This is a genomic window from Alteromonas australica (genome assembly GCF_000730385.1).
Taxonomy (GTDB): domain Bacteria; phylum Pseudomonadota; class Gammaproteobacteria; order Enterobacterales; family Alteromonadaceae; genus Alteromonas; species Alteromonas australica.
The window spans coordinates 1,649,043-1,672,823 of record NZ_CP008849.1; the positions used below are offsets into that span (position 1 = coordinate 1,649,043).

At 43.7% G+C, this 23,781-nt stretch carries 24 protein-coding genes and 8 tRNA genes; 9 read left to right on the plus strand and 23 right to left on the minus strand.

Going from position 1 to position 23,781, the window contains the following annotated elements; genetic code table 11:
- Positions 1-92: 92 nt before the first annotated feature.
- From lnt to EP13_RS07300, 3 genes are all read right to left on the minus strand, one after another.
- Positions 93-1,517: an apolipoprotein N-acyltransferase gene (gene lnt / locus EP13_RS07290; protein ID WP_156026740.1), complete on the minus strand. Its 1,425-nt coding sequence runs from the start codon at positions 1,515-1,517 to the stop codon at positions 93-95.
- Between the two features lie 92 nt (positions 1,518-1,609).
- Positions 1,610-2,467: an HlyC/CorC family transporter gene (locus EP13_RS07295; protein ID WP_044056725.1), complete on the minus strand. Its 858-nt coding sequence runs from the start codon at positions 2,465-2,467 to the stop codon at positions 1,610-1,612.
- A 213-nt stretch (positions 2,468-2,680) separates the two neighbouring features.
- Positions 2,681-4,135, minus strand: coding sequence for an undecaprenyl-phosphate glucose phosphotransferase (locus EP13_RS07300; RefSeq protein WP_156026741.1), 1,455 nt, complete (start codon positions 4,133-4,135; stop codon positions 2,681-2,683).
- A gap of 262 nt (positions 4,136-4,397) precedes the next feature.
- Between EP13_RS07300 and EP13_RS07305 the strand changes: the two genes are divergently transcribed.
- Positions 4,398-5,414 (plus strand): NAD-dependent epimerase, encoded by a 1,017-nt coding sequence (locus tag EP13_RS07305; RefSeq protein ID WP_044058819.1) that lies wholly within the window; start codon positions 4,398-4,400, stop codon positions 5,412-5,414.
- Positions 5,415-5,439: 25 nt separating this feature from the next.
- Here the strand turns inward: EP13_RS07305 and EP13_RS07310 are convergent, their stop codons facing one another.
- The 4 genes from EP13_RS07310 to miaB are packed head-to-tail and all read right to left on the minus strand — an operon-like array spanning position 5,440 to position 8,901.
- Positions 5,440-5,859 carry a hypothetical protein gene (locus tag EP13_RS07310; protein ID WP_044056726.1) on the minus strand — a complete coding sequence of 140 codons (420 nt, stop codon included), beginning with the start codon at positions 5,857-5,859 and terminating at the stop codon, positions 5,440-5,442.
- Positions 5,860-5,897: 38 nt separating this feature from the next.
- Positions 5,898-6,371 carry an rRNA maturation RNase YbeY gene (gene ybeY, locus EP13_RS07315; RefSeq protein WP_044056727.1) on the minus strand — a complete coding sequence of 158 codons (474 nt, stop codon included), beginning with the start codon at positions 6,369-6,371 and terminating at the stop codon, positions 5,898-5,900.
- Entirely contained in the window at positions 6,368-7,438 is a 1,071-nt protein-coding gene (locus EP13_RS07320) for a PhoH family protein (protein WP_044056728.1), read from the minus strand. The genes ybeY and EP13_RS07320 overlap by 4 nt, the downstream gene beginning before the upstream one ends.
- A gap of 29 nt (positions 7,439-7,467) precedes the next feature.
- Positions 7,468-8,901, minus strand: a complete 1,434-nt coding sequence (miaB, locus tag EP13_RS07325) for a tRNA (N6-isopentenyl adenosine(37)-C2)-methylthiotransferase MiaB (protein WP_044056729.1) — start codon at positions 8,899-8,901, stop codon at positions 7,468-7,470.
- A 297-nt stretch (positions 8,902-9,198) separates the two neighbouring features.
- Here miaB and EP13_RS07330 point away from each other — a divergent pair, with 297 nt between their 5' ends.
- Both EP13_RS07330 and EP13_RS19300 read left to right on the plus strand, forming a co-directional pair.
- Positions 9,199-10,392 (plus strand): FAD-dependent monooxygenase, encoded by a 1,194-nt coding sequence (locus EP13_RS07330; RefSeq protein WP_044056730.1) that lies wholly within the window; start codon positions 9,199-9,201, stop codon positions 10,390-10,392.
- A complete protein-coding gene (locus tag EP13_RS19300) occupies positions 10,392-10,568 on the plus strand; it encodes a hypothetical protein (RefSeq protein ID WP_172655506.1) in 177 nt (58 codons plus the stop codon). The genes EP13_RS07330 and EP13_RS19300 overlap by 1 nt, the downstream gene beginning before the upstream one ends.
- Before the next feature lie 90 nt (positions 10,569-10,658).
- On the opposite strand, the gene EP13_RS07335 is transcribed toward EP13_RS19300, so the two are convergent.
- A complete protein-coding gene (locus tag EP13_RS07335; protein WP_044056731.1) occupies positions 10,659-11,252 on the minus strand; it encodes a TetR/AcrR family transcriptional regulator in 594 nt (197 codons plus the stop codon).
- Positions 11,253-11,407: 155 nt separating this feature from the next.
- Between EP13_RS07335 and EP13_RS07340 the strand changes: the two genes are divergently transcribed.
- Together EP13_RS07340 and EP13_RS07345 are read left to right on the plus strand one after the other, a co-directional pair.
- The gene (locus EP13_RS07340) at positions 11,408-11,959 is read left to right on the plus strand and encodes a carboxymuconolactone decarboxylase family protein (protein WP_044056732.1); all 552 of its coding nucleotides are present in this window, start codon (positions 11,408-11,410) and stop codon (positions 11,957-11,959) included.
- Positions 11,960-12,153: 194 nt separating this feature from the next.
- Positions 12,154-12,357 (plus strand): hypothetical protein, encoded by a 204-nt coding sequence (locus EP13_RS07345; protein ID WP_044056733.1) that lies wholly within the window; start codon positions 12,154-12,156, stop codon positions 12,355-12,357.
- Positions 12,358-12,607: 250 nt separating this feature from the next.
- On the opposite strand, the gene EP13_RS07350 is transcribed toward EP13_RS07345, so the two are convergent.
- Positions 12,608-13,165 (minus strand): acyl-CoA thioesterase, encoded by a 558-nt coding sequence (locus tag EP13_RS07350; protein ID WP_044056734.1) that lies wholly within the window; start codon positions 13,163-13,165, stop codon positions 12,608-12,610.
- 85 nt (positions 13,166-13,250) lie between these two features.
- Between EP13_RS07350 and EP13_RS07355 the strand changes: the two genes are divergently transcribed.
- Positions 13,251-13,871, plus strand: coding sequence for a flavin reductase family protein (locus EP13_RS07355; protein WP_081869469.1), 621 nt, complete (start codon positions 13,251-13,253; stop codon positions 13,869-13,871).
- A 109-nt stretch (positions 13,872-13,980) separates the two neighbouring features.
- Here EP13_RS07355 and EP13_RS07360 read toward each other — a convergent pair whose 3' ends face one another.
- The 10 genes from EP13_RS07360 to EP13_RS07405 all read right to left on the minus strand — a co-directional run bounded on the left by EP13_RS07360 (position 13,981) and on the right by EP13_RS07405 (position 17,596).
- A complete protein-coding gene (locus EP13_RS07360) occupies positions 13,981-15,387 on the minus strand; it encodes an alanine/glycine:cation symporter family protein (protein WP_044056736.1) in 1,407 nt (468 codons plus the stop codon).
- Positions 15,388-15,695: 308 nt separating this feature from the next.
- Positions 15,696-15,771, minus strand: a tRNA-Gln gene (locus EP13_RS07365).
- 2 nt (positions 15,772-15,773) lie between these two features.
- A tRNA-Leu gene (locus tag EP13_RS07370) sits at positions 15,774-15,858 on the minus strand.
- Positions 15,859-15,891: 33 nt separating this feature from the next.
- A tRNA-Met gene (locus tag EP13_RS07375) sits at positions 15,892-15,968 on the minus strand.
- A 52-nt stretch (positions 15,969-16,020) separates the two neighbouring features.
- A tRNA-Gln gene (locus EP13_RS07380) sits at positions 16,021-16,096 on the minus strand.
- A gap of 2 nt (positions 16,097-16,098) precedes the next feature.
- Positions 16,099-16,183, minus strand: a tRNA-Leu gene (locus tag EP13_RS07385).
- Between the two features lie 26 nt (positions 16,184-16,209).
- A tRNA-Gln gene (locus EP13_RS07390) sits at positions 16,210-16,285 on the minus strand.
- Positions 16,286-16,289: 4 nt separating this feature from the next.
- Positions 16,290-16,374, minus strand: a tRNA-Leu gene (locus tag EP13_RS07395).
- A gap of 36 nt (positions 16,375-16,410) precedes the next feature.
- Positions 16,411-16,487 (minus strand) — tRNA-Met (locus EP13_RS07400).
- 173 nt (positions 16,488-16,660) lie between these two features.
- Positions 16,661-17,596, minus strand: coding sequence for a peptidylprolyl isomerase (locus EP13_RS07405; RefSeq protein ID WP_052364318.1), 936 nt, complete (start codon positions 17,594-17,596; stop codon positions 16,661-16,663).
- A 417-nt stretch (positions 17,597-18,013) separates the two neighbouring features.
- Here EP13_RS07405 and EP13_RS07410 point away from each other — a divergent pair, with 417 nt between their 5' ends.
- Complete coding sequence (locus EP13_RS07410; protein ID WP_044056737.1) at positions 18,014-18,811, plus strand: choice-of-anchor E domain-containing protein; 798 nt, start codon at positions 18,014-18,016, stop codon at positions 18,809-18,811.
- Positions 18,812-19,190: 379 nt separating this feature from the next.
- Positions 19,191-19,958: a choice-of-anchor E domain-containing protein gene (locus tag EP13_RS07415; protein ID WP_044056738.1), complete on the plus strand. Its 768-nt coding sequence runs from the start codon at positions 19,191-19,193 to the stop codon at positions 19,956-19,958.
- A 119-nt stretch (positions 19,959-20,077) separates the two neighbouring features.
- Here EP13_RS07415 and ychF read toward each other — a convergent pair whose 3' ends face one another.
- The 4 genes from ychF to EP13_RS07435 form a co-directional block, all read right to left on the minus strand.
- The gene (gene ychF / locus EP13_RS07420) at positions 20,078-21,169 is read right to left on the minus strand and encodes a redox-regulated ATPase YchF (protein WP_044056739.1); all 1,092 of its coding nucleotides are present in this window, start codon (positions 21,167-21,169) and stop codon (positions 20,078-20,080) included.
- A 38-nt stretch (positions 21,170-21,207) separates the two neighbouring features.
- Complete coding sequence (gene pth, locus EP13_RS07425) at positions 21,208-21,789, minus strand: aminoacyl-tRNA hydrolase (RefSeq protein WP_044056740.1); 582 nt, start codon at positions 21,787-21,789, stop codon at positions 21,208-21,210.
- A 5-nt stretch (positions 21,790-21,794) separates the two neighbouring features.
- Positions 21,795-22,427 carry a 50S ribosomal protein L25/general stress protein Ctc gene (locus EP13_RS07430; protein WP_044056741.1) on the minus strand — a complete coding sequence of 211 codons (633 nt, stop codon included), beginning with the start codon at positions 22,425-22,427 and terminating at the stop codon, positions 21,795-21,797.
- A 245-nt stretch (positions 22,428-22,672) separates the two neighbouring features.
- Entirely contained in the window at positions 22,673-23,161 is a 489-nt protein-coding gene (locus EP13_RS07435; protein ID WP_044056742.1) for a hypothetical protein, read from the minus strand.
- Positions 23,162-23,353: 192 nt separating this feature from the next.
- Here EP13_RS07435 and EP13_RS07440 point away from each other — a divergent pair, with 192 nt between their 5' ends.
- Positions 23,354-23,671: a hypothetical protein gene (locus EP13_RS07440; RefSeq protein ID WP_044056743.1), complete on the plus strand. Its 318-nt coding sequence runs from the start codon at positions 23,354-23,356 to the stop codon at positions 23,669-23,671.
- Positions 23,672-23,781: the final 110 nt, after the last annotated feature.

The following is a 23,781-nucleotide window of genomic DNA, read 5'->3' on the forward strand; positions in this document are numbered from 1 at the left end:
CTCATTTGCATGGATAAAAGCGGAAATGACCCTGTCATTTCCGCTTTTTTGTTGCGTCATTACCTGTTCACCTTGCGAGTCAAACCGCTGAACTAGCTAAATAAACGTCTGTGCTTTTTGCTGGTGATGCTAACGATGAGCAATAGCGTTAATAATATCCCCATAGGGAGGTCGCCAAGTTGACGATAGGGAGTAAGCCCTTCGGTTGCCGTGACCGGTGCCGTTAGGCTACCCGCTTCAAATTGAGGTAAGCGGGCGGTAATTTGTCCTTTCGCATCAATAAACGCAGAAATACCGTTATTGGTAGCCCGTAAGACTGGCCGCCCGAACTCTAGGGCGCGCATACGGGCTATTTCTAAATGCTGAGCAGGGCCGTGAGAACGACCGAACCAGGCGTCATTACTGACAGTAATAATCATATCCGTATTGGCATAAAGGTTTGCTGCCACTTGGCGAGGAAAGGCAATTTCAAAGCAAATTGCAGGGGCTAAGTGAATGCCATTTGCCTCTAAATTTGCTTGTTGATACGCCCCTCTAGCAAACGAAGACATAGGTAAATCAAACAAGGGCGCAAGAGGGCGCAACCAGTCTTCAAAAGGAACAAATTCACCCACAGGTAACAGATGGTGTTTTGCAAAGCGATTATTATGAAAGTACTGGTAATCAGGAAGTGTCGCCGTAGGCGTGCGTTTACCCAAAACAATTAAATTGTTCCACGCTTCTTGGGTTTCCCAATTAAAGTTAACGATGCCTGTAATTAGCGCGGTATTTTCGTTAAATGCACGTTCATTAACCCTAGCCAAATAGGGCTGTGCCAGCGGCTCTAATTTTGGCACAGCGGCCTCTGGCCATATAATTAAATCGCTATTCCAAAGGGGCTCGGTAAGGTGTAAGTACTTATCCATGGTGGGTTGATCTTGCTCAGGCACCCAGCGTAAGGATTGTGGAATATTACCTTGTACCATGGCGACAGAGTAAGTCTGTTTTGGCGAAACCCAAGCATGCTGTAAAGCCAACCAGCCACTAACGTAAATGGCCAGTGATATTAATCCGCCATTGAGGGTTGCTCGCTTAAACCCATTACAAGCAAGAAGAGAAGCGGCAATAAGTAACAGGGCCGTCAACCCTGTTTCACCAATAATAGGCGCCCAACCCGATAAGGGGCTGTCAATTTGACTGTAGCCTAAGGACAGCCAAGGAAAACCAGTCAACAACCAACTACGCAACCATTCACTTAAACACCAGAAAAACGGGAGCGCTAATGGCCACAAGTTCACCGTGAAAAAGCGGGAAGTGAGGCTAAAGGCCAATGCAGGAAATAATGACAAGTAACCGCAAAGCAACGCCATGATAGCTAGCGACCCTACCAGCGGTAGGCCACCAAAATCGGCAATACTGACATGTACCCAACTAATTCCCGCACCAAACCAGCCCATGCCAAACACCCAGCCAGCTAAGAAAGCTCTGTGGCGAAGTTTGGCAATTTGGCGAATAGCCAAGGCCAATACGGGAATCATTAGGGGCCATATACTAAAAGGTGCAAACGCTAATGTAAGGCTTGCACCGCAAATGGCTAGCAACAAATACGCGAGTAATGTCTTCAGAAGAATTACTCCAAAGAAGGGACTGAGACTTTCAGTTGAATAAGACGACGCTTATCTGAGTTTGTCACTTTAAACTGAATATCGCCAATGGTGACTTCATCATTGGTTTCTGGCATATGGCCAAATGCCTTGAGCACAATACCACCAATAGTATCGGCTTCTTCTTCACTGAAGCTGGTTTCAAAGAAGGAGTTAAATTCGTCCACGGGCGTGAGCGCTTTCACCGAATAGGTCGATTTGTTCAACGGGCGAATATCATCGGTACCGCTTTCCTCGGTATCAAATTCATCTTCGATTTCACCTACGATAATCTCAAGAATATCTTCAATCGTCACTAAGCCTGACACACCGCCGTATTCATCGACCACAATGGCCATGTGATAGCGTTGTTGGCGGAATTCTTTCAAAAGCACATCAACACGCTTGCTTTCAGGCACAATAACCGCAGGGCGCAACACATCGCGCAAATTAAATTCCCGTTCAGCATTAAACGCATAGCTAAGCAAATCTTTCGCTAGCAAAATGCCTTCGATATGGTCTTTGTCTTCGCTAATAACAGGGAAACGTGAGTGGGCAGATTCCAACATCACGGGAAGAAAGGCTTCTACGTCTTGCTCGACATCAATAGTGGTCATTTGTGCCCGCGGGATCATAATATCGCGCACACGCATCTCGTTAACACCTATCACGCCTTCAATCATTTCCCGTGTTTGCGGGTCAATAATTTCGCTACGCTCGGCTTCAGAGATAACTTCCACCAGTTCTTCTTTACTTTTCGGCTCGCCAGAGATTGAAAGCTTGAGTTTATCTAACCAACTTTTGCCTGAGGAGCCGTTGGTAGAGTGAGGATTATCGTCGCTCATAGTGTCCAGTTTTTTATTAAATCAACGCCAACGTTAAATGTCTTACGACAGGTCGTCAATGCTTTATTGATTGAAAGTGTAAAAACATACATTAAGTGATTACTTTGTAGCAATAGTATGGGCAAATCGGCAAGAAAAAACGGTTAAATTCGAATAAAAAAGGAGAGCGGTAAATGCTCTCCTGATGTGAATGGTTGCACCTGAAAAAAGCGACTAATACGCGTTCTTGTTAATGAACCCATTGAACACTGTCATGAAAATAATTTTCAAATCTAACCATACAGACCAGCGATGAATATAATCAAGGTCGTATTCCACACGCTTCACCATTTTGTTTATGGTTTCCGTCTCACCGCGCAACCCATTAACTTGCGCCCAGCCGGTAATGCCGGGGCGTACTTTATGACGAAGCATATAGCCTTTAATCAGCTTACGATATTCTTCATTGTGCGCAACAGCATGGGGGCGGGGGCCCACAATTGACATTCTCCCCTGTAAGACATTAATAAACTGAGGCAGTTCGTCTAACGAAGTTCGACGTAAAAAAGCACCGAGTTTAGTAATTCTTGGGTCGTTCTTGGTGGCTTGCTTCACCACGGGGCCATTATCCTGTACCTTCATTGAGCGGAACTTATAAACAAGAATTTGCTTACCATCTAAACCATAACGTTTTTGTTTGAAAATGACGGGGCCGGGAGAGGTGAGCTTGACCGCTGCGGCAATACATAGCATAGGTAATGTCAGCATAAGCAAAATAATGCTACTGAGTACAATATCTTCAGCGCGCTTGAGAAGGTCGCTGGCCCCTTGAAACGGGGTATCGTAAACACTAAGCGCCTGCACTGAACCAATACTTTGCCATCGCGCGTTCATCAAATTATAAATAAAGAAGTTAGGGATAATATAAACGTTTGCGGTGGTGTCTGCGCACTTTTCTAAAATGTCGCGGATGCGATTTTCCGCACTCATAGGAAGGGCAATATAGATGTAGTCCACTTTATTCGCTCGCGCCATTTCAATGGCATCTTCAATACCACCAAGTACTTGGTTTTTGAACTTGTGTGGCAGCCTATCTTCGGCGCGATCATCAAACATGCCTTGAAAATTAATGCCCAGCTGTTCGTTATCAACAATTTGATGCGCTAAGCTATACCCAGTTTTGGTGGCGCCAATAACAATGGCTTGGCGGGTGTTCATGCCGCTTTTTCTAATTTTAAATAGGAAGTTTCGCATGACGAAACGCCAACTGAGTAATGCGCCGGCAGAGGTGACGAACCACGAAATCAAAACAGCATTGTTTAAGGTGTTAATACCCAATATAAAATACGCAGTCAGTGAGAGGATACAGGTGATACTCCAGCAGTAGCCTGTATTTTTCAGTATTTCAGTGGTGCTATATCCGCGCCAAGAGCGGTATAAGTCCATAGCTTCTGCAACTAGTTGAAATATAACTGCAAAAATGAGTAGGGCAACAATGCTATTGTCGGGGATAAAACTGACGAGATAAAGGTGGCAAACATAGAATATGCAAGTGATGATAACTAAGTCAACGAGTCTATAAGCAGTAGAGAAGCCGCTTTGGTTTCTTACTATAAAGCCCCCTTTTGACGATGTGTTTATTTTATCGGGGTCCATGTCGCTGTGCACTGCTAAAGCCTCTTTATCCATTTTTAAAACTCTCGACCAAATATTGTTCAGTAAAAAGCGTTTTTAAGGGTAGCCGAAATATAGTATGGAGTAGCATGATTTTTGTAAGAATTTATTTTTCATCGGCCATCATTGATTAAAGCATATTGTTGGCTAAGAGTCATTAAACGAATGAAACGACACTCGATACACTGAAAAGTGGGTGGAAAAATAAAAAGTTTTCTTGTATCTCATGGCGCAAAATTAGAACATACAAATATATTAAAATATGGATAAAGATAACATGAAGGTTTTGGTTACTGGCGCTGCTGGTTTTATTGGTGGAGCAACGTGTAAAGCGTTGTTAAGCGCAGGGCATACTGTAGTAGGTATTGACAATCTAAATGACTACTATGAAGTAGAGCTTAAAGAAGCGCGGCTTCAGGACATTAGTCAAAGTTCCCATGGCGATAAATTTTCATTTGTGAAGTTAGGGATTGAGGATAAAGAAGGCGTCGCAGCATTATTCAAAGACGAAAGGTTCGATAAAGTAGTGCATTTGGCAGCGCAAGCTGGTGTTCGTTATTCAATTGAAAACCCACATGCTTACGTAGATTCTAACTTAGTCGGTTTCGTTAATGTTCTTGAAGGCTGTCGACACGAGAATATAAAGCATCTCGTCTATTCTTCTTCTAGTTCGGTATATGGTGCGAACGAAACCATGCCATTTATAGAGTCTGACAATGTGGATCATCCCGTAAGTCTCTACGCCGCCACTAAAAAAGCGAATGAGCTAATGGCCCACTCTTATAGTCATTTATACGGGCTTCCTACGACTGGGTTAAGATTCTTTACAGTTTACGGCCCTTGGGGGCGCCCCGATATGGCTTTGTTTAAGTTTACAAAAGCAATATTAGCGGGTGATGAAATTCAAGTGTATAACTACGGCGATCATTATAGAGATTTCACCTATGTAGATGATATTGTCGATGGAGTCTTAAAGGCGCTTGACAATAACGCAGCTTCAGATGAGTCTTGGAGCGGGAAAACACCAAATCCTTCAACGAGTAAAGCGCCTTATCGAATCTATAACATTGGCGCCCACGAGCCCGTACATTTACTGAGTTTTATCGAAACCTTAGAAAATGCATTAGGTGTTAAAGCGAAAAAGAATTTACTTCCTATACAAGCTGGAGATGTACCTGCTACTTACGCAAATGTTGATGCTTTAAATAAAAATACAGGTTATATGCCCAAGGTATCTATTACGGAAGGCATAACAAATTTTGTAAACTGGTATAGAAGTTATTATAAAATTTAACGTTGTGGTGTTTGGTTTCTTGTATTTAGTTAAGAACGCTCTCTTTAAACCAACTCCACAGTCCAAGGCTCCAACCGTCAATAAGGTTAATGCCAAGCGCTGATTTTACTAAATAGAGAACGATCAGACCTACTAAAATGGATACCAGCAAAAAAACAGCAAAAAAAGCGGCATTCACTAACGTGGCAAACCTAACTTCAGCATCAGACAACGAACGTCGGTTTCTACCGGCTAAAACAACATAATAATAGCGCCATTTAAAGAACTTAATGGTGCCTCGAATATCAAGTTTATGTTTTCCCCATTCACGGGCACCAATAGCGTTTCTAATATGAGACAGCTGTTCTTCGTCAAATGAATCTGCCACTTTATCTGGCATTTTTTCCAGTAAACGACTTATAACGGGGTCATTTTTAATATCACGAGGGTGAATTGGCGTTGTCATCCATGGCCTTTCAGCTGAGCGGTAGTTAAAGTAATACGTTACTTAATTTGATAGGGGTCGTCTATCTTCAATGTGGCTAGAATTGAAATTTCTTTTGCTTCCATGGCCTCCGCTTCGCCATCTTCAATGTGATCAAAGCCAAGTAGATGTAAGATGCCATGAACAACCATGTGAGCGTAATGGTGCAAATGAGGTTTGTTTTGTTCTTCTGCTTCTCGCATTATCACAGGGGCACAGATAACAAGGTCACCCAGCAAATTCATTTCTATGCCTGGTGGCGCTTCAAAAGGAAAAGAAAGCACATTCGTGGGCTTATCTTTTCCTCTGTATTCATAGTTCAGAGACTGCGATTCCTCTTCATCGGTGAAACGAACCGTAATTTCATGTTCACCTAAACCCTGACATTCAAGTACTGCATTTGCCCATTGCTCTATTTGTGGCAAAGAAGGGATTGCACTGGCTATCCCTTCATCACCTTCAAACGCTTGTTGGTAGTCAATTATCGCAATCACTGCTTGTTTTCGCTACTGTCAGACGCTTTAGCTTCAGCATCCCGTTGTGCTTGCAGCGCTTCTTCTTTGCGTTGTTTTCTTATACGTTCCTGATCCGCTTCGTATTGCTCATAGGCCCTGACAATACGAGCGACCACTGGGTGGCGGACAACGTCTTCAGCGTTAAAAAAGTTAAATGATATATCATCAACTTGACTCAACACTTCAATGGCGTGGCGCAAACCAGACTTCACGCCGCGAGGTAAGTCTACTTGGGTGATATCGCCAGTAATCACGGCTTTTGAGTTAAAGCCAATACGGGTAAGGAACATTTTCATCTGTTCTACCGTGGTGTTTTGGCTTTCATCTAAAATAATAAAGGCGTCATTAAGTGTACGGCCTCGCATATAAGCTAATGGTGCAACTTCAATGACGTTGCGCTCCATGAGCTTTTCTACTTTTTCGAAACCAAGCATTTCGAATAGGGCGTCGTACAGTGGGCGTAAATAAGGATCTACTTTTTGCGACAAGTCACCTGGTAGAAAACCAAGCTTTTCACCCGCTTCAACGGCTGGGCGTGTCAGTAATATACGGCGAATTTCTTGACGTTCTAAGGCATCTACGGCTGCGGCAACGGCAAGGTAAGTTTTTCCTGTACCCGCCGGCCCAACACCAAAAGTAATGTCATGATTGACAATATTAGCCACGTATTGAGCTTGGTTGGGGTTTCGTGGCTTAATGACACCACGTTTGGTGCGAATATTAATTTCTTTGCCATAACCACCTTCAGCATCTTGCTCGATAACGCGAGACGCTTGAATAGCCAGGTGAACTTGTTCGGGCTCAAGCTCAGGAATACGCCCTTTAATGGGCTGAGTTTCCACATACAGTGATTTAAGTAACTCTGCAGCACTGCTCATTTGTTGTGGTTCACCTAGCACCTTGAAAGCATTGTTTCGGTAGGTGATTTCTACACCTAGCCTGCGTTCAATTTGCTTAATATTGTCATCAAATGGGCCGCACAAACTCGACAAACGCTTAGTATCTGCCGGTTCTAATTCAAATTCGTTACTTACCAATGTACTCAAACTACTGTATTCCTCACTTTTCTTTGTGGTTAGGCAGGGGTGAAAGTACCCACACCTAATTCATCAGGTTGCTCAGCGTTATGCTTTGCCATAATAGATTGGGGCGAAACCGCGACTCGCAAGCCCATTTCACTTTCTCTACGTATTACATCGCCGCGTAATGAGTTAGTGAAAACGTCGGTAATGTTAATATCAACAAACTCACCAATCATGTCCGGCGTGCCTTCAAAGTTTACCACTCTGTTGTTTTCAGTACGTCCTGAAAGCTCCATTGGGTTCTTTTTCGATGGCCCTTCTACTAACACCCGTTGTTCGGTGCCTACCATGTGGCGGGCAATTCTCAATGCTTGTTGAGTAATGCGCTGTTGTAAAAGGTGTAAGCGTTGTTTCTTCGTCTCTTCGCTAACATCGTCTACTGCGTCAGCGGCGGGGGTACCTGGACGAGCACTATAAATAAAGCTGAAGCTAAGGTCGTAATCAACGGCTTTAATTAAATCCATGGTTGCTTCAAAATCGGCATCCGTTTCACCTGGGAACCCAATAATAAAGTCGCTCGACATACTGATATTCGGGCGAATTTTACGAAGCTTACGGATTTTTGATTTATATTCTATGGCGGTGTGGCCACGCTTCATTAAGTTCAAGATACGATCTGAACCGCTTTGCACGGGAAGGTGCAGATGATCGACCAATTCAGGAATAGACGCGTAAGCTTCAATAATATCGTCGGTAAATTCAACGGGGTGCGATGTGGTATAACGGATCCTGTCGATACCGTCTATAGACGCAACAAGCTCTAAAAGTTCTGCAAAGGTGCATATTGTTCCATCAAAGTGTTCGCCTCTGAACGCATTAACGTTTTGACCTAACAGGTTAACTTCACGCACACCTTGACCCGCTAATTGGGCTATTTCTAAAAGTACATCGTCTACCGGGCGACTCACTTCTTCACCACGTGTGTAAGGCACTACGCAGAAAGTACAATATTTTGAGCAACCTTCCATAATGGAAACAAACGCAGTAGGGCCTTCTGCACGAGGCTCCGGTAAGCGATCGAATTTCTCAATTTCTGGAAAGCTAACATCAATAACCGATTTAGCGCCACCTTGTAACTCGTTAATCATTTCTGGCAAACGATGCAGAGTTTGAGGGCCGAATACTAAGTCCACGTAGGGAGCGCGTTGGCGAATAACATCGCCTTCTTGTGATGCCACACAGCCGCCCACGCCAATTAATAAATCGGGTTTGTCCTGTTTTAAATTTTTCCAACGGCCAAGTTGATGAAACACTTTCTCTTGCGCTTTTTCGCGGATAGAGCAAGTATTCAACAAGATCACGTCTGCCTCTTCCGGGGTTTCTGCAGGCGTGTACCCGTGGGTGGAATCGAGCAAGTCTGCCATTTTTTCCGAGTCATACTCGTTCATTTGGCAGCCCCAGGTTTTGATATACAGCTTTTTAGTCATAACAACTATTCTATAACCTGTTAAAGTTCCCGTAAGCTATTGCCCAGCCATTAAAAATGAACACGTTAGGTGTTGATACACAAAGCCGGTGCGCGCAGATTTGGGAAGATGTTCAAAATAGCCGCATATTTTACCTGTAATAGTCGCAATTTCCCAGCGTATTCATAGGATTCCTTGATAAATCCTTCAGCTGATGACATGACTAGGTTTTCATTTCCACAGCTTAAGCTTTTACGACATAATGCAAGCGTATGATTTAATACTAATTCGCACACCTAAACGGCAGCGGGAGACGATATGTACGATTTTTGTATAAACGGTGGTGGCATGGTGGGTGCCGCCCTGGCATTGGGGCTTGCGCAGCAGCGGTTCAAAGTTGCAGTTATCGAACCTACGCCGCCTCGAGAGTTTAATGCGGAAGATGGCCCAGACCTGCGGGTGTCTGCCATTAGTGCGTCATCGGTAAGTTTGTTGCGTAAACTCGGTGCCTGGCAATACATTGAATCCATGCGTTACAAAGCGTATACCGGGCTGAGTGTATGGGATGCACCACAGCATCGTACCGATTTCACTTCACAAAGTGTGGGCGAAAAGCAGCTTGGCTATTTTGTCGAAAACAGGCTCATCCAACTAGGTTGTCATAAAGCGCTAGAGGCATGTAGCCAAGTCGATATTTACAGTGGCCAGTCGGTAAAACATATCGAGCAAAGTGACAGCGGTGAAGAAAATAAACAGGTTTCGGTAGTGCTTTGTAATGGGGAGGGCGTGAGTGCAACCTGGTTAATTGGCGCAGATGGCGCGCACTCTCAAGTGAGGCAAGCCATGGGAATTGGTAGCTCGGGCTGGCAGTATCAACAACAGGCAATGGGCATTACCATTTTATTGGATAAACCTGTAAAGCCCATCACTTGGCAACAATTTACACCACAAGGCCCAAGAGCATTTTTGCCCATGTTTGGCAATTATGGTTCGTTGGTTTGGTACGATAATCCTGATGTGCTTGCGAATTTGTCCAAGCTTAATAATGGGCAGTTATCCTCAGAAATCATGAATGCGTTTCCTTTAGAACTCACCGCTGATGGAAATGGCTTCACTATTGTAGATAAAGCCGTATTTCCTTTGACTCGCGCCCATGCGAGTGAATATATAAGAGGGAATTGTGTGCTCATTGGTGATGCTGCACATACGATTAACCCGCTAGCGGGGCAGGGGGTGAACCTAGGTTTCAAAGACGTTGAGGCGTTATTGGCAGTATCAGCCCAATATACTGCGTTATCTTCCCATGACTTTCGTGCTGCGCTTAAAGCTAACTATGAAGCGCCTCGGCGACGTGACAATGCGTTAATGATGAGTGCCATGGATGGGTTTTATACCTTGTTTAGTAACGAACTTGCCCCCATTAAATGGTTTAGAAACCAACTTCTTTCGGTTGCTCAGCGTATTGAACCTGCAAAGAGAGAAGTGCTTAAATACGCGATAGGATTAAGATAATGGAAGTGCTAATTTTACTGGCGGTGTTGTTTGGCGCGCTAGCGTTAATCATTCCTTTAATCGAGCGCTCTAAATTGCGCATTAGTCACCAAGACGCTGCAAAATGGGCAAAGTGGATCTGGCCCCTTATGGGCATATTGCTCATTGCACAGCTATTACGGTTACTATTTTCTTAGCCGCTGATGGTGTGCAAAGAACCGTAGGCTATTCCTAACACGCTCAAGACACACCAGCAAGCTTCAGCACTTGGCGACGGCACATACAGACTAATGTGTGGTATTGGCCGGCCATTGGCCTTTAATATCTAACAACACTTTATCTATCATCGTTTGTATGGGCGCTTCTTCATCTTGCAATAGCGCAAAGGCGCGCATACCGACAAATTGATTTTGAAGCCAGTCAGCGGCAAGTGTAACAGGTGTAGATTCAGGTAACTCTTGCGCTTCAATGGCGGCGTTGACGACATCAATAAAGCAGCCTTTCACTTTTTCCATGCTATCAATCACCGCTTTTTTCGCGATATCGCCTATCACATCCAGTTCAGCGATAGATTTCACCAACAGACATTGACGCATGTATCGTTGTTCGTTGGGGCTAATTAAGGCATTTTCGAAGAAAGCGCGCAGCGCTGCGAGTGGAGAACTTTCATTCGCCACGGCCTTTAATTTTGCTTGGCTGTTTTCTGCATAGCGCTCTACAACAAGTTTGAATAACCCCTCTTTGCTTTGGAATCGCGCATAAATGCTGCCTGGGCGCATATCGAGAGCTTGTTGAATATCACGCATACCTGCCGCATGAAAGCCGCGTTTCCAAAAAAGGGTTGTGGCATTCTCGATGACTTTATCATGGTCATATTTCATAGCTGCATACCTTATACGTGAATAGTTTGAACATGTGTTCAATTATTACTTGAACGATCGTTCAAGTAAACCTATTATTGATCTCATAGCATTGAATTTGGGTAACGCTAAGTTGCGTTATGCCATATTTTTGTTCACATCAATAGGAGAGTGACATGAGCGATTTTACTATACATTCGAAAGAGTCAGCGCCAGAAGCAGCGAAGCCTTTACTTGATAATTCACAAGCAGCTTTCGGCATGATCCCGAACTTGCATGGGGTTATGGCTGAAGCGCCTACGTTACTTGAAGGTTACCAAGTACTTCATAAGTTAGCGCAAGAAACTTCATTTGATGCAGAAGAATTGACAGTTGTCTGGCAGGCAGTGAATGTCGAACATGGTTGTCACTATTGCGTACCTGCTCACACTGGTATTGCTAAAAGCATGAAAGTACGCGACGACTTAATTGAAGAGTTACGTAATGACGATACACTTTCGGATGCTAAGCTAAATACGCTGAAAGAAACTGTACTGGCGGTAACCCGCAACCGAGGTAACATTGATAGCGCCCAATTAGACGCTTTTTATAGCGCTGGTTATAAGCATCAGCAATTGCTAGAAATTATTTTAATTCTTGCGCAAAAAGTGATGAGTAACTACACCAATCACATTGCTGAGACACCGGTGGATGAACCATTCAAAAAGTTTGAATGGTCACCTAAATAATACCAAATGAAAAAACGGAAGCTTTGCTTCCGTTTTTTTTTCGCCTACATTTCCAGCGCTATCATGCCATACCCCGCATTCTTGCTCGTTTTATAAACCATCCCGTAAAAAGGGTAAATTCATCTTGAAATGTATATACATTAGATATACATTTTAAAGTGAATGGCGTTGTCTTGCCTAACATAGGATTCAAGATGTCTGAAAAAAACAATAAAAAGAAGAAAAAGAATAGTCAGATGATTATTCGCATTAACGATGAAGAGCGAGCAGAATTTATCGCGCTGTGTGAAGCGCTTGATACTTCAGCCGCTCGGGAAGTGAGGCGCTTCATTCGAGATTTCATTGCACTGAACGGTGAAGGACAGAGCGATGAAAATATTAAGCTAAAAAGTGAGTAGTCACTGTGTAGCAAACACAATAATAACGGAAGGAATAAAAATATGGCTAAGAAAAAAGAGCTAAAAAAAGAAATCAAAGCAACGAAAGCTAAAATTTCAAAGCAAGAAGGTAAGCTGAAAAAGTTAAAGAAGAAACTTAAAAAGGCGTAGTGCTCGCGCCACGTTTTTGGTATTCAGCTAAGCAGTGCGGCGGGGAATGGAATTGTTTTAAATAAAGCCTCGCCGCATTTTCTAACGCAATCCCCTTTACTCAGCTTTTTCGGTCGAAGGTAATCTTTCCTCTGTGTGTGTCGACCAAGGCAAAGTCTTCCTTGGGTATAAAGGCATCGTAGTCATGTTGTAGGCGCACCTGTGCTTCTTTTCTTATCTTAGCTCGACGGATGGCCGTCACAAAATGACGCATTTCGTTATGGGTAGCCAGTTCTAATTCGGGGACCTGAACCGGTGAGCCACTGTCGTCTTTCGCCACCATGGTAAAGAAGCTGTTATTGGTGTGTTTTACTTCGTTGGTTTTAATGTTTTCCGTCGTTACCTTAATGCCTACAACCAGGGAGGTGTTACCAACAAAATGTACCGTGGCATCCAAATGCAGCAAATCGCCTACTTCAACAGGTTGTAAAAACTCAACGCCATCCACCGTCACTGTAACGCAATAGGCGCCCGCGTGCTTACTTGCACAGGCGTATGCAACTTTATCCATAAGCGAGAGAATAACGCCGCCGTGAACCTTTCCACCGAAATTCGCAAATGAAGGTACCATCAACTCTGTGAGTCTTGTTCGTGAAAAAGCGACACTTCTTGCAGTCATATAAAACCTCGGGTTAGTTATTCTTGAAAAGCTATAGATATGTATTCATAGTTATTTACCCTACCATAAAATTTAAGGAATGGTTTTGTCGCAAAGTCACTTTTATCAACCTAATGAAGGACATGGTTTAGCCCATAACCCTTTTAATGCCATTATTGCCCCGCGGCCCATTGGTTGGATTTCCACAAAATCAAAAGCGGGAGTGCTTAATATTGCTCCTTATAGTTTTTTTAATGCATTAAATTATACGCCGCCCATTATTGGCTTTTCGTGTGTGGGTAGCAAAAAAGACTCGCTCATCAATGTGCAAGAAACCGGCGAGTTCTGCTGGAACCTTGTTTCTCAAGACCTGGTAGAGGCAATGAATGTAACCAGTAAACCGTTGGCGCCTAACGAAAGTGAATTTGAAGCGGCGGGTCTTGAAACGGTAGAAAGTCAAATAGTGAATGTCCCGCGTGTTAAGGCGAGTAAAGTCAGTATGGAATGCAAATTAACCGAAGTGGTTCAGCTAAAATCCTCGTCTGGCGATATGGTGAACAGTTGGTTTATTATGGGTGAGGTCGTGGGAGTGCATATTGATAAATCACTGATAGAAAACGGTGTTTACAGTACGCTAAAGAGTGCCCCTGTCAGTCGTGGGGGCGGGCAGGGCGACTACTACACCATTTCTCAAGAAAATTACTTTGAGCTGCTAAGACCAGAATAGCCATAGATGGGAAAGTGGATAGGGTTGGTTGAATTGTAGGTTAGAAAGAAAAAGGGCTAACAGTGTGTTAGCCCTTTTTCATAACTATGGCGTAAAAAGGCGACTCGTTTTAATCCCACACGCCGTCTTCAGACTTGCCTTGAATGTCACAGTCGCCAACGTTGTATTCTACCTTTTCACCACTGTCTTTTTTCTTAAAGTAATCTTTGCTTATTGACACTATGGTGGGTGTCATCCACACAATGGCGATGATGTTAATCACGGTCATTAAACCAAGTGCCATATCGGCCATGGCCCATACCTGAGGTAGAGCGGCTTGTGCGCCCCAATAAATCATTCCCAAGTAACCAATGGTATAAACGGCACGGCCAATTTTGTTATCTAGCTTAAACATATGCAAATTACTTTCGCCATAAGCATAGTTGGCAACCACAGAGGTAAAGGCAAATAAACTAATGGCAGCGGCAACAAAGTCAGTGCCACCTTCGCCTAAGTGGCTACTCATGGCATCTTGGGTGAGCCGAATGCCTTCCATTTGTTCGGAGCTTGAGCCACCAGCAAGAAGGATGATAAATGCAGTGGAAGTACATAAAATAAGGGTATCTAGAAATACCCCTAACATTTGGATGTATCCCTGGGAAACGGGGTGATTAGGGTTAGGTACTGCACTGGCTGCCGCGTGAGGTACTGAACCACTGCCAGCTTCATTTGAATATAAACCGCGCTGAATACCATTTTTAATGGCTGCACCTAATGCACCAGCTCCGGCTTCTTGAAGGCCAAATGCCGATGTAATGATGTCCATCAACATAGCAGGCAGTTCAGAAATATTAATAAAGGTGATAGCTAGCGCCACTAACACGTAGCTTATGCCCATAAAAGGCACCACAAACTCAGCAAAACGCGCTATACCTCGTAAGCCACCCACAACAATTAATGCAGCCAATGCAATAATGGCGATCCCCACGTACTCGCTAGGGAAAGCGTAGGCATTGTTAAGTGCATCAGTAATGGTGTTGGCTTGAACCGCGCTAAACACAAATCCGTAGCCGAAGAATAAGCAAAGAGAAAAGGCGACGGCTAACCAGGTTTTATTCAAGCCTTGCTTAATGTAATAAGCTGGGCCGCCACGAAATTCGCCATTTTCATCACGCACTTTATACAGTTGGCCTAATACACTTTCTGCAAAGCCCGTAGCCATGCCTAATAACGCTATCATCCACATCCAGAAGATTGCGCCTGAGCCGCCTAAAGAAATTGCGACAGCTACGCCAGCTAGATTACCCGTGCCTACACGTGCAGATAAACTTGTGCATAATGCCTGAAAGGAGCTTATTCCGTCTTTACTTGCTGTAGTACTGCCTTTGAGTAGGCTAAACATATGGCCAAAATGCCGCAGTTGTACACCGCCAAGTTTAACGGTAAACCAAATGCCACAAGCAAGTAGCATAATAATGAGAACTTGGCCGTCGCCCCATAAAATATTATTCACAAATGAAACGAATTCGTTTATCACGTACTGTCCTTTGTTATTGTTTTAATTCGGGCTGAAATTTCACTATAAAGCGCCAGTGGCAGCTAGAATAAGAGCATGCATGCTTTATTTAGCGTGTTAATAGGTGAAGCCCATCGTTGATTAAAGGTCAATACTAGCATGCCCCTTGGTGAAATGAAGCTAGAAAAGCCAGTTACTAAGTGAAGATTTATGCTTGGTTAACGAAAGTTTATGCAAATGCTAATAGTGTGTTTTATTTCACCTGTTTCTGCTGTGTTCAGCAAACGAAAGGCGAAAAAAAACCGCTCAAGGGAGCGGCTTTTAGAATATGGCTGGGGTAGCAGGACTCGAACCTACGAATGGCGGGATCAAAACCCGCTGCCTTACCAACTTGGCTATACCCCAATTGGTGCGGAAGGAGAGACTTGAACTCTCACGCCGTGAAGCACTGGAACCTAAATCCAGCGTGTCTACCAATTCCACCACTTCCGCGTAAACATACAAAACGATTGAAACTATAAAGAATGGTGGCTACGGCGAGATTCGAACTTGCGACCCCATCATTATGAGTGATGTGCTCTAACCAACTGAGCTACGTAGCCTTTCTTTCTAACTTCATTAAAAAACCGCTCAAGGGAGCGGCTTTTTAGAATATGGCTGGGGTAGCAGGACTCGAACCTACGAATGGCGGGATCAAAACCCGCTGCCTTACCAACTTGGCTATACCCCAAATGGTGCGGAAGGAGAGACTTGAACTCTCACGCCGTGAAGCACTGGAACCTAAATCCAGCGTGTCTACCAATTCCACCACTTCCGCATAGACACTAGCTGACTCAAAAAGAATGGCTGGGGTAGCAGGACTCGAACCTACGAATGGCGGGATCAAAACCCGCTGCCTTACCAACTTGGCTATACCCCAGTTGTGGTGCGGAAGGAGAGACTTGAACTCTCACGCCGTGAAGCACTGGAACCTAAATCCAGCGTGTCTACCAATTCCACCACTTCCGCGCAGCTAGACATTCCTAAAAGAGATATATGAGAAAGTGGTGGCTACGGCGAGATTCGAACTTGCGACCCCATCATTATGAGTGATGTGCTCTAACCAACTGAGCTACGTAGCCTTCTATTTTCTCTTCCCTCTCAGGAAGTGGCGCGTATTATGCGTATTCACCCTGCACCCGTCAACCCCTTTTTAACTAACTTTTTCTAACTGGTCAATATGTGTTCTTTACAAGCCAAACTATCAGCAAAATGCGGGTAAATTAGTCAAAATTGCGCTAATCACCCACACTGACTACCAAGGCGTCTGGGTCGCTTTCGTGGTGTAATAACAAACATCAATGGGTCTAGGGGCGTAAACTTTGTCATGAAAGAAAGGGCTCTCAAGGTTTTCCCCTAATTCTATGCGTTTTTTGTATTCACTGTGGGTGGGTAATTGTAGATAAAAAGGCGCCGCATTTTGCGTATCACTTGTTTTTACATCTTTTGCTGCACCTATATAGGTAGACACAATTTTGCTTTCTGCGGGGGGGGATTCAATAAAGCCGCTTTTGTCGTTGTCGCCCCGAGGCAGATTTTGTAATGCGGGCATGCCAGAGACGACTCTACCTACCACTGACATATTCCTGTCTAAATGACGCGGAGCTTGTCCAATTACAATATAAAACTCTGTGCTGCCGGTATCTTTTTCGTTGTCTCGGGCAAAAGCAACGGTACCCGGGCAGTGCAGAGCCCACATTTCTTGTCTTGATTTATCGATGCCTACAGGGAAGCCATGATAAAACCCGGTAGCAGGCGCAAAGGGATCATTGTTTTCAACTACCATTGCTGCTTCCTTCAAAGGAACAGTAAACTCTGCTTTTAAAAGACTGGTTTTGGGTGTGACTTCGTGAGTCTCGTTACTTCCGCCTTGCGCCACAAAGCCATCAACTACGCGGTAAAAATAACGGTCATCATAAAACCCTTCCTTTATAAGGTTTCTAAAACGTGCAACGTGCTGGGGGCCCAGATCGGGTTCAAGGGCAATGGTGACCGGGCCGTAGTGGGTTTGGAGGGTAACAAGATTGTCAGCCACAACTTTCTGCCAATGAGTATTTTCTACTGCATAACTGGGTATACAAGGAATAATGAGGGCCAGCAAGGCAACGAGAGCGGTAGTGAAGCTTCGTGCAGAACTATAAGGCATAGCTTTGAAGTTAACCATCAATGACATTAAGGGTTTAAGGTGCATAAGTATACTCTCTTATTGGTATAGTTTGTTCATACTAACGTAAATGAATGCGTCCCGCTTTTGGTATTTATTTTACAGTTAGACGTAAGTCGATAAGTCATTAAATAGGAATAGCAGATTTATTGTTCGAAGCTAGCCAAAGTCGGCGAGTGCCAAAAATATAGTTAAAGACGGATGATATTTAAGAAACCTTAGCGAGTAAGGCATTATCTGAGCGAATGGGGGTAAAGCCGGTTTTATGTATGTTTTCTGTCAGAATTATTTACAATTTGAAATTTATATCTGATAATTTCATTGTAAATCAGTGCTTTAAAAGTTGGCTCGCTTCCTGCTTTGTCTATGCTAGTTCTTGTTAGATTCAGCATAATTTAAAATAAATAAGCGCTACGGCGTTTATTAAATAACCGAGTCCCTAATATGAAAAAAAGTAACCTAATAAAACTGATTGCGCTGCCTGTGCTTTTAGCATGTGGATTTGCAAAGGCTGCGGTTGTAACCGAAACCGTTTCTGGTAGCGTTTCAGGTGGTCCTATTGGGTCTTCGGGATCGCTTTATGATACCTACGAAGATTTATCAATTCCTACATTCGATTCTTCTTTGGGTACATTGGTTAATGTATCCCTATCATTCTCCGGTACAACCTATGGTGAGATTGAACTGGATAATGACGACCCAGATAACGGTTCTAATACAGCGAAAGAGATCACAGCAGAACTCACGCTAAGATTTGGTTTATGGTCTTCCGAAACGGGTAATTCTAACGCTAACCAGAGCAATTTGCTAATGGGTTTGGCGTTAGGTTCGTACGACCCCTTTACAAATAATTTTACCGGTCCAACATATATTGAGATGGTGGACCCTGAAAGTTCAGTTACTATCGGTAATTTAGCTGACGGTGATAGTAGCGATGTGGCTGAAACTGCTTCGGATACGCTGAACATTGATAGTTCGACTACAGGCACTGCTTATACTCTTGGTGATTTTATTGGAAATGGTACAGACACTGTTTCTTTATTCTTCTCAACCTTAAGCCAAACAGTTGCAGATGCATCTGGTGCAGCCGGTGTAAGCTGGGATTATGAAGCAATTAGCTCATTAAATTACGTGTATACTTACGAGAACACTATCGTTTCAGCTTCTGGGCCAAATACCCTTGGCATTTTCTGCGGCGTATTGATATTTCTTGGAATGGTTAACCGTAAAAAAATCAGTTAATATTATAGCTTCTCACTATTTAGAGAAGTGACTTAGTATTATCAAAAAAAGAACTGGCCTTGATGGCCAGTTTTTTTATGCCTGCCACATAGCTATCCTCCAACTTTGATACTCTTTCGCTACTACATAATCAACTACAGCTCACGCACTATCATTTTGCTCACCATGTATTATTTGTAATGTTTATACAACGATTGAAATTATTTTAGGGTGTAGATCATTCTCTTGGTAGGGGGGCCATTTGATGGGAGGGGTTTTGTTTTAACTTACTGTTTTATAACTATTTTATCTATTTTTAGTAAGGTGGCTGTCGGCATAGGTCTTGCTGAATTAATACAGAGAAGGGACGTTTTCTTTGTAAAAAAGTGAGATAAAACATATGGATAAACGGTTAGGAATAGGTACGTTAGCATTAACGGGGTTTTTAGTGAGTGGAGCGCTTAATGCAGCCACAATTATTGGCAGTGGTTCCACGGATGCGCAAGTGGACTTCGTTGATTTTTATAACAGTAGTGGGGGGTTAGGTGAAGATGGCGTGCAAGACTTTGGCACACCAGGCGTAAACCCTAATTTTGACACTTTCTTTTTCGAACAATTCGACACTATGGGGGGAACCCGAGTACTAACCTCGGCTGTCCTTACCCTCGATGGCGAAATAATGGGGCAAGCGCAAGCAGAAAATGAAGATGGTCTGGCCCGTTCAGATATCGATTTTTCCGCATTGGTTGCCCTTACGTTAAGTTCACCATCAAATAACGCATTATTAACGGTAAACCCAAGCTTTTCGGATTCCTTTCTCGCAGAAACTTATGACGGCACCACTGACTTTTCTGGAACATCTGGTGTGACATACGCATTTTTTAGCGACACGGATGCCGCCTCTGAAACAGTGACTGACGAAGCTATACTCAGTGAGTTTATAGGTAATGGAACCGTGTCGTTGGGGTTAGACGCCACGTCAGTTCTAGAAGCGCTGTTTAGTGGTGGTGATGTGACTTCTGAGATTTTTGCAGACGCTACGGCACGCTCAACACTGGTATACAACTACGATGTGGTAGATGTATCCGCGCCTGGCACTTTCATTATGATGGGGTGTGCATTAGGTGTAGTAGGATTCAGTAATCGAAAGCGTGCTGAAAAAGCGTAGAATTCAATTCTCGCCCCTTCTTAACGAGAGCTGTATCTAAAGCACAAAAAAGCCGATACGCGAGTATCGGCTTTCTCTATTAGGTTTAGTTGGCGCTGCTCAGTTGCAAATCACATTGATTAAACGTTAAATCTAAAGTGAATGACATCGCCGTCTTTAACGATATAGTCTTTACCTTCTAATCGCCACTTGCCCGCATCTTTTGCACCTTGCTCACCGTTGAACTCGACGAAATGATCGTAGCTGACTATTTCAGCACGAATAAAGCCTTTCTCGAAGTCGGTATGAATTTTACCAGCGGCTTGTGGTGCTGTTGAACCTTCAGGGAAGGTCCACGCGCGTACTTCTTTTACGCCTGCAGTAAAGTAGGTTTGCAAGGTAAGCAGGTTGTAGCCCGCTCGAATAACGCGGTTCAGGCCTGGCTCTTCTAACCCCATATCTTGCATAAACTCGTCACGCTCTTCGTCATCGAGTTCTGCAATATCAGACTCAATTGAGGCGCAAACAGCAACCACAACGGCATTCTCTTTTGAAGCAATGTCTTTTACCATGTCTAGATAGGGGTTATTTTCAAACCCGTCTTCATCTACGTTGGCAATGTACATGGTTGGCTTAAGCGTCAGCATGTTCATGTAACTAATGGCAGCTAATTCTTCTTTGCTTAGCTCAACCGAGCGCAATAATTCGCCTTCATCCAAATGAGGCTTAATTTTCTCAAGCACTTTTAATTCGAATTTAGCGTCTGCGTCTCCGCCTTTGGCTTTCTTAGCCACACGGTGTAGTGCTTTTTCTGTTGTTTCTAAATCGGCTAATGCAAGTTCTGTGTTAATAACATCAATGTCGTCTTGCGGGCTGACTTTTCCAGAAACATGCACAATGTTTTCATCGTCAAAACAACGTACTACATGACCAATAGCATCTGTTTCACGAATGTTAGCAAGAAATTTATTTCCTAGGCCTTCACCTTTTGATGCGCCTTCGACTAATCCAGCAATATCAACGAATTCCATTGTGGTAGGAATAACACGCTGTGGATTAACGATTTCTGCAAGTTTATCTAAGCGAAGATCCGGAACAGGTACAACGCCTGTGTTTGGCTCAATAGTACAAAAAGGAAAGTTGGCCGCTTCAATACCTGCCTTTGTGAGTGCATTAAAGAGCGTTGATTTACCTACATTTGGTAGGCCAACAATACCGCATTTAAAACCCATGTGATGGACCCTTGTCTAGAAATAGTTAATCTGGCAATTTACGCTTTGTGCGAATGAAGCCGGTTTTGCGCTTGTTTTAAGTCTTCTTTTAACAGTAACTCAGTGCATCGAACCGCTTCATCAATGGCGCTTTCAATGGCTGTTTTTTCGTCCGCTGGCGGCTTGCCTAATACGTGGCCTGTAACCCGACTTTTATGTCCAGGGTGTCCAATGCCTATACGCAGACGCAAGAAGTTTTTATTGTTACCTAATTTAGCCACAATGTCTCTAACGCCATTTTGGCTAGAGCTACCGCCAATTTTGTATTTGGCTACCCCAGGAGGCAAATCAAGTTCATCAAATGCCACTAAAATTTGTTCTGGTTCTATTCGATAGAAGTTTGCTAGGGCGGCGACTGCTTGACCGCTTTTATTCATAAAGGTGGTGGGATAGAGCAAACGAATATCTTTACCCGCCATTGTTATGCGTGCAGTTTTACCGAAAAACTTTGATTCTGGTTTAAGTGGGGTATGGTAGGTGTCGGCTAGTTGGTTGAGAAACCACTCACCGGCATTGTGTCGGGTATTTTCATATTCGGGGCCTGGATTACCCAGGCCCACGATAAGACGAATATCAGACAAGCTGATTATTCCTCAGAAGCAGCTTCTTCGTCGCCTTCTTCTGTGTCAGCTGCTTTAGGCGCAGGCTTAACAGTCACTACTGCAAGGTCGTGAGTTTCGTCGTCTTTTGCAAGCTCAACAGAAGCTACACCAGCAGGTAGAGTCAGGTCTGAAAGGTGAAGGGTTTGACCCATTTCAACAGCAGCCATATCTACTTCGATGAACTCAGGAAGATCTTTAGGTAGACAAGTTACTTCGATTTCAGTTACGTGGTGCTCTGCAATACCGCCAGCTTTAACTGCTGCAGACTTCTCTTCGTTTACGAAGTGAAGAGGTACGTTAGTGTGAACGTCTTGACCAGCAACAACACGTTGGAAATCGATGTGCATGATTTTTGGCTTGTACGGGTGACGTTGCATGTCTTTAACCAGTACTTCAGTCGCTTTACCGTCAACGTTAAGTGTAAGAACGTGAGAGTAGAACGCTTCAAAGTCAGCAGCATTGTTTACTTTGTTGTGATCTAGCGTGATAGAAACAGGTGCTTCTTCACCACCGTAAATGATACCAGGAAGTTTCTCTTCGCGACGTAGGCGGCGGCTCGCACCTTTCCCTAGGTCTGTACGAATAGAAGCGTCTAGGTTAAAAATAGCGTCAGACATTATATGTCTCCAAAAATAAATGTAATGGTGTGAGTTTTTGCGACCAAAACTCACGGTGATTGTCGCTAACATTACCGACCGTTTTTAATTTAAAACAGCGAATAATGAGCGTCCCCAAATTTTTAGGGCGGCGAATTCTACCACTAGTATTTAAAACTTACAATTATTAGCCAGGCAAAAATGGGGTGATTTGAGTTCAAACTAGATTAATCCCAAGATGAACACGCTAACCCTAACTAAATTCACTAATGAGTGGGGTTTCCGTCTTTACCTATTACTCTTGACGCGTCCAGTACCTTCACGTGGTTTACCTGTAAGACAGTGCCGTATTGAGTGGTCGTCATCATGTCAGGTTTTGGGTGGCCGCTGATTTCAACAATTAACCCGTTCTGTTGAAATGCTTCGTTTAACCCATGCAAGGTGTAGCGGTTTCCGTCTTCTGATACAAAGGCATAAAAGCCACCTTCTAGCGATTTATAAAAAATAGATCCTGTAAGCGTCACTTCTTCTTTCATTTCATGACCTTGTTGAGGAAGGGGAGTCACGGGGGCGTTCTCCAAAGGTTTCAGTGACTCAGGTTTTAACGGTTCAGCATCGTGAAGTTTGGGCACATGCTTTTCGACTGTCTTGTCGGCCGACTTTCCGTTTTTTGCCTCATCATCACCAGAGCATGAAACAGTAAACAATAAGGCGGTAACAGAAATAAGCCACCGATTGCGGGGAAGCGTCATCATAATGAAAATCCTTCTTTGTCTATAACGTGACCATAAAATGAATCGCGTCTGATTGAAAGCCTCATTCATCGCCGGCTGACTCAATAGGGTATTTTTTTACCCTTGTATATACGTGTGTTGTTAGCTTGGCATGCGTCGTGCTTTATCCATCTTAAGTTAAGTATTTTAATAAGCAACGTTAAGGAGAGAGACATGCTTAAACTTTATAAACTATTTGCCGTATCGGCTGTAGCCCTTGCACTCGGTGCCTGTGATGTAAATAAAACAGAAGAAGGTGAATTGCCCAGCGTGGATGCAGACGGGGGTGAATTACCTGAATATGATGTGGTAAAAAAAGATGATGGCGAAATGCCAGATATCGATGTCGAGGGCGGTAACATGCCTGAATACGACGTAGACACCGCCGATGTTGACGTACGTACGGAAACTAAAGAAGTTGAAGTACCCGTGGTAGACATCGATATGCCAGATGAAGATGAAGAAGAAGTGGACCCTGAGCCGAAAAACTAATGGCCAATTCACTTGAATAAATAAAACAGCCTCTTACGAGGCTGTTTTTGTTTATGAGCGAGAAGCCCTTTACCCAGCAGACCTGACAATGACGTGGTAAAAAGGAAAGT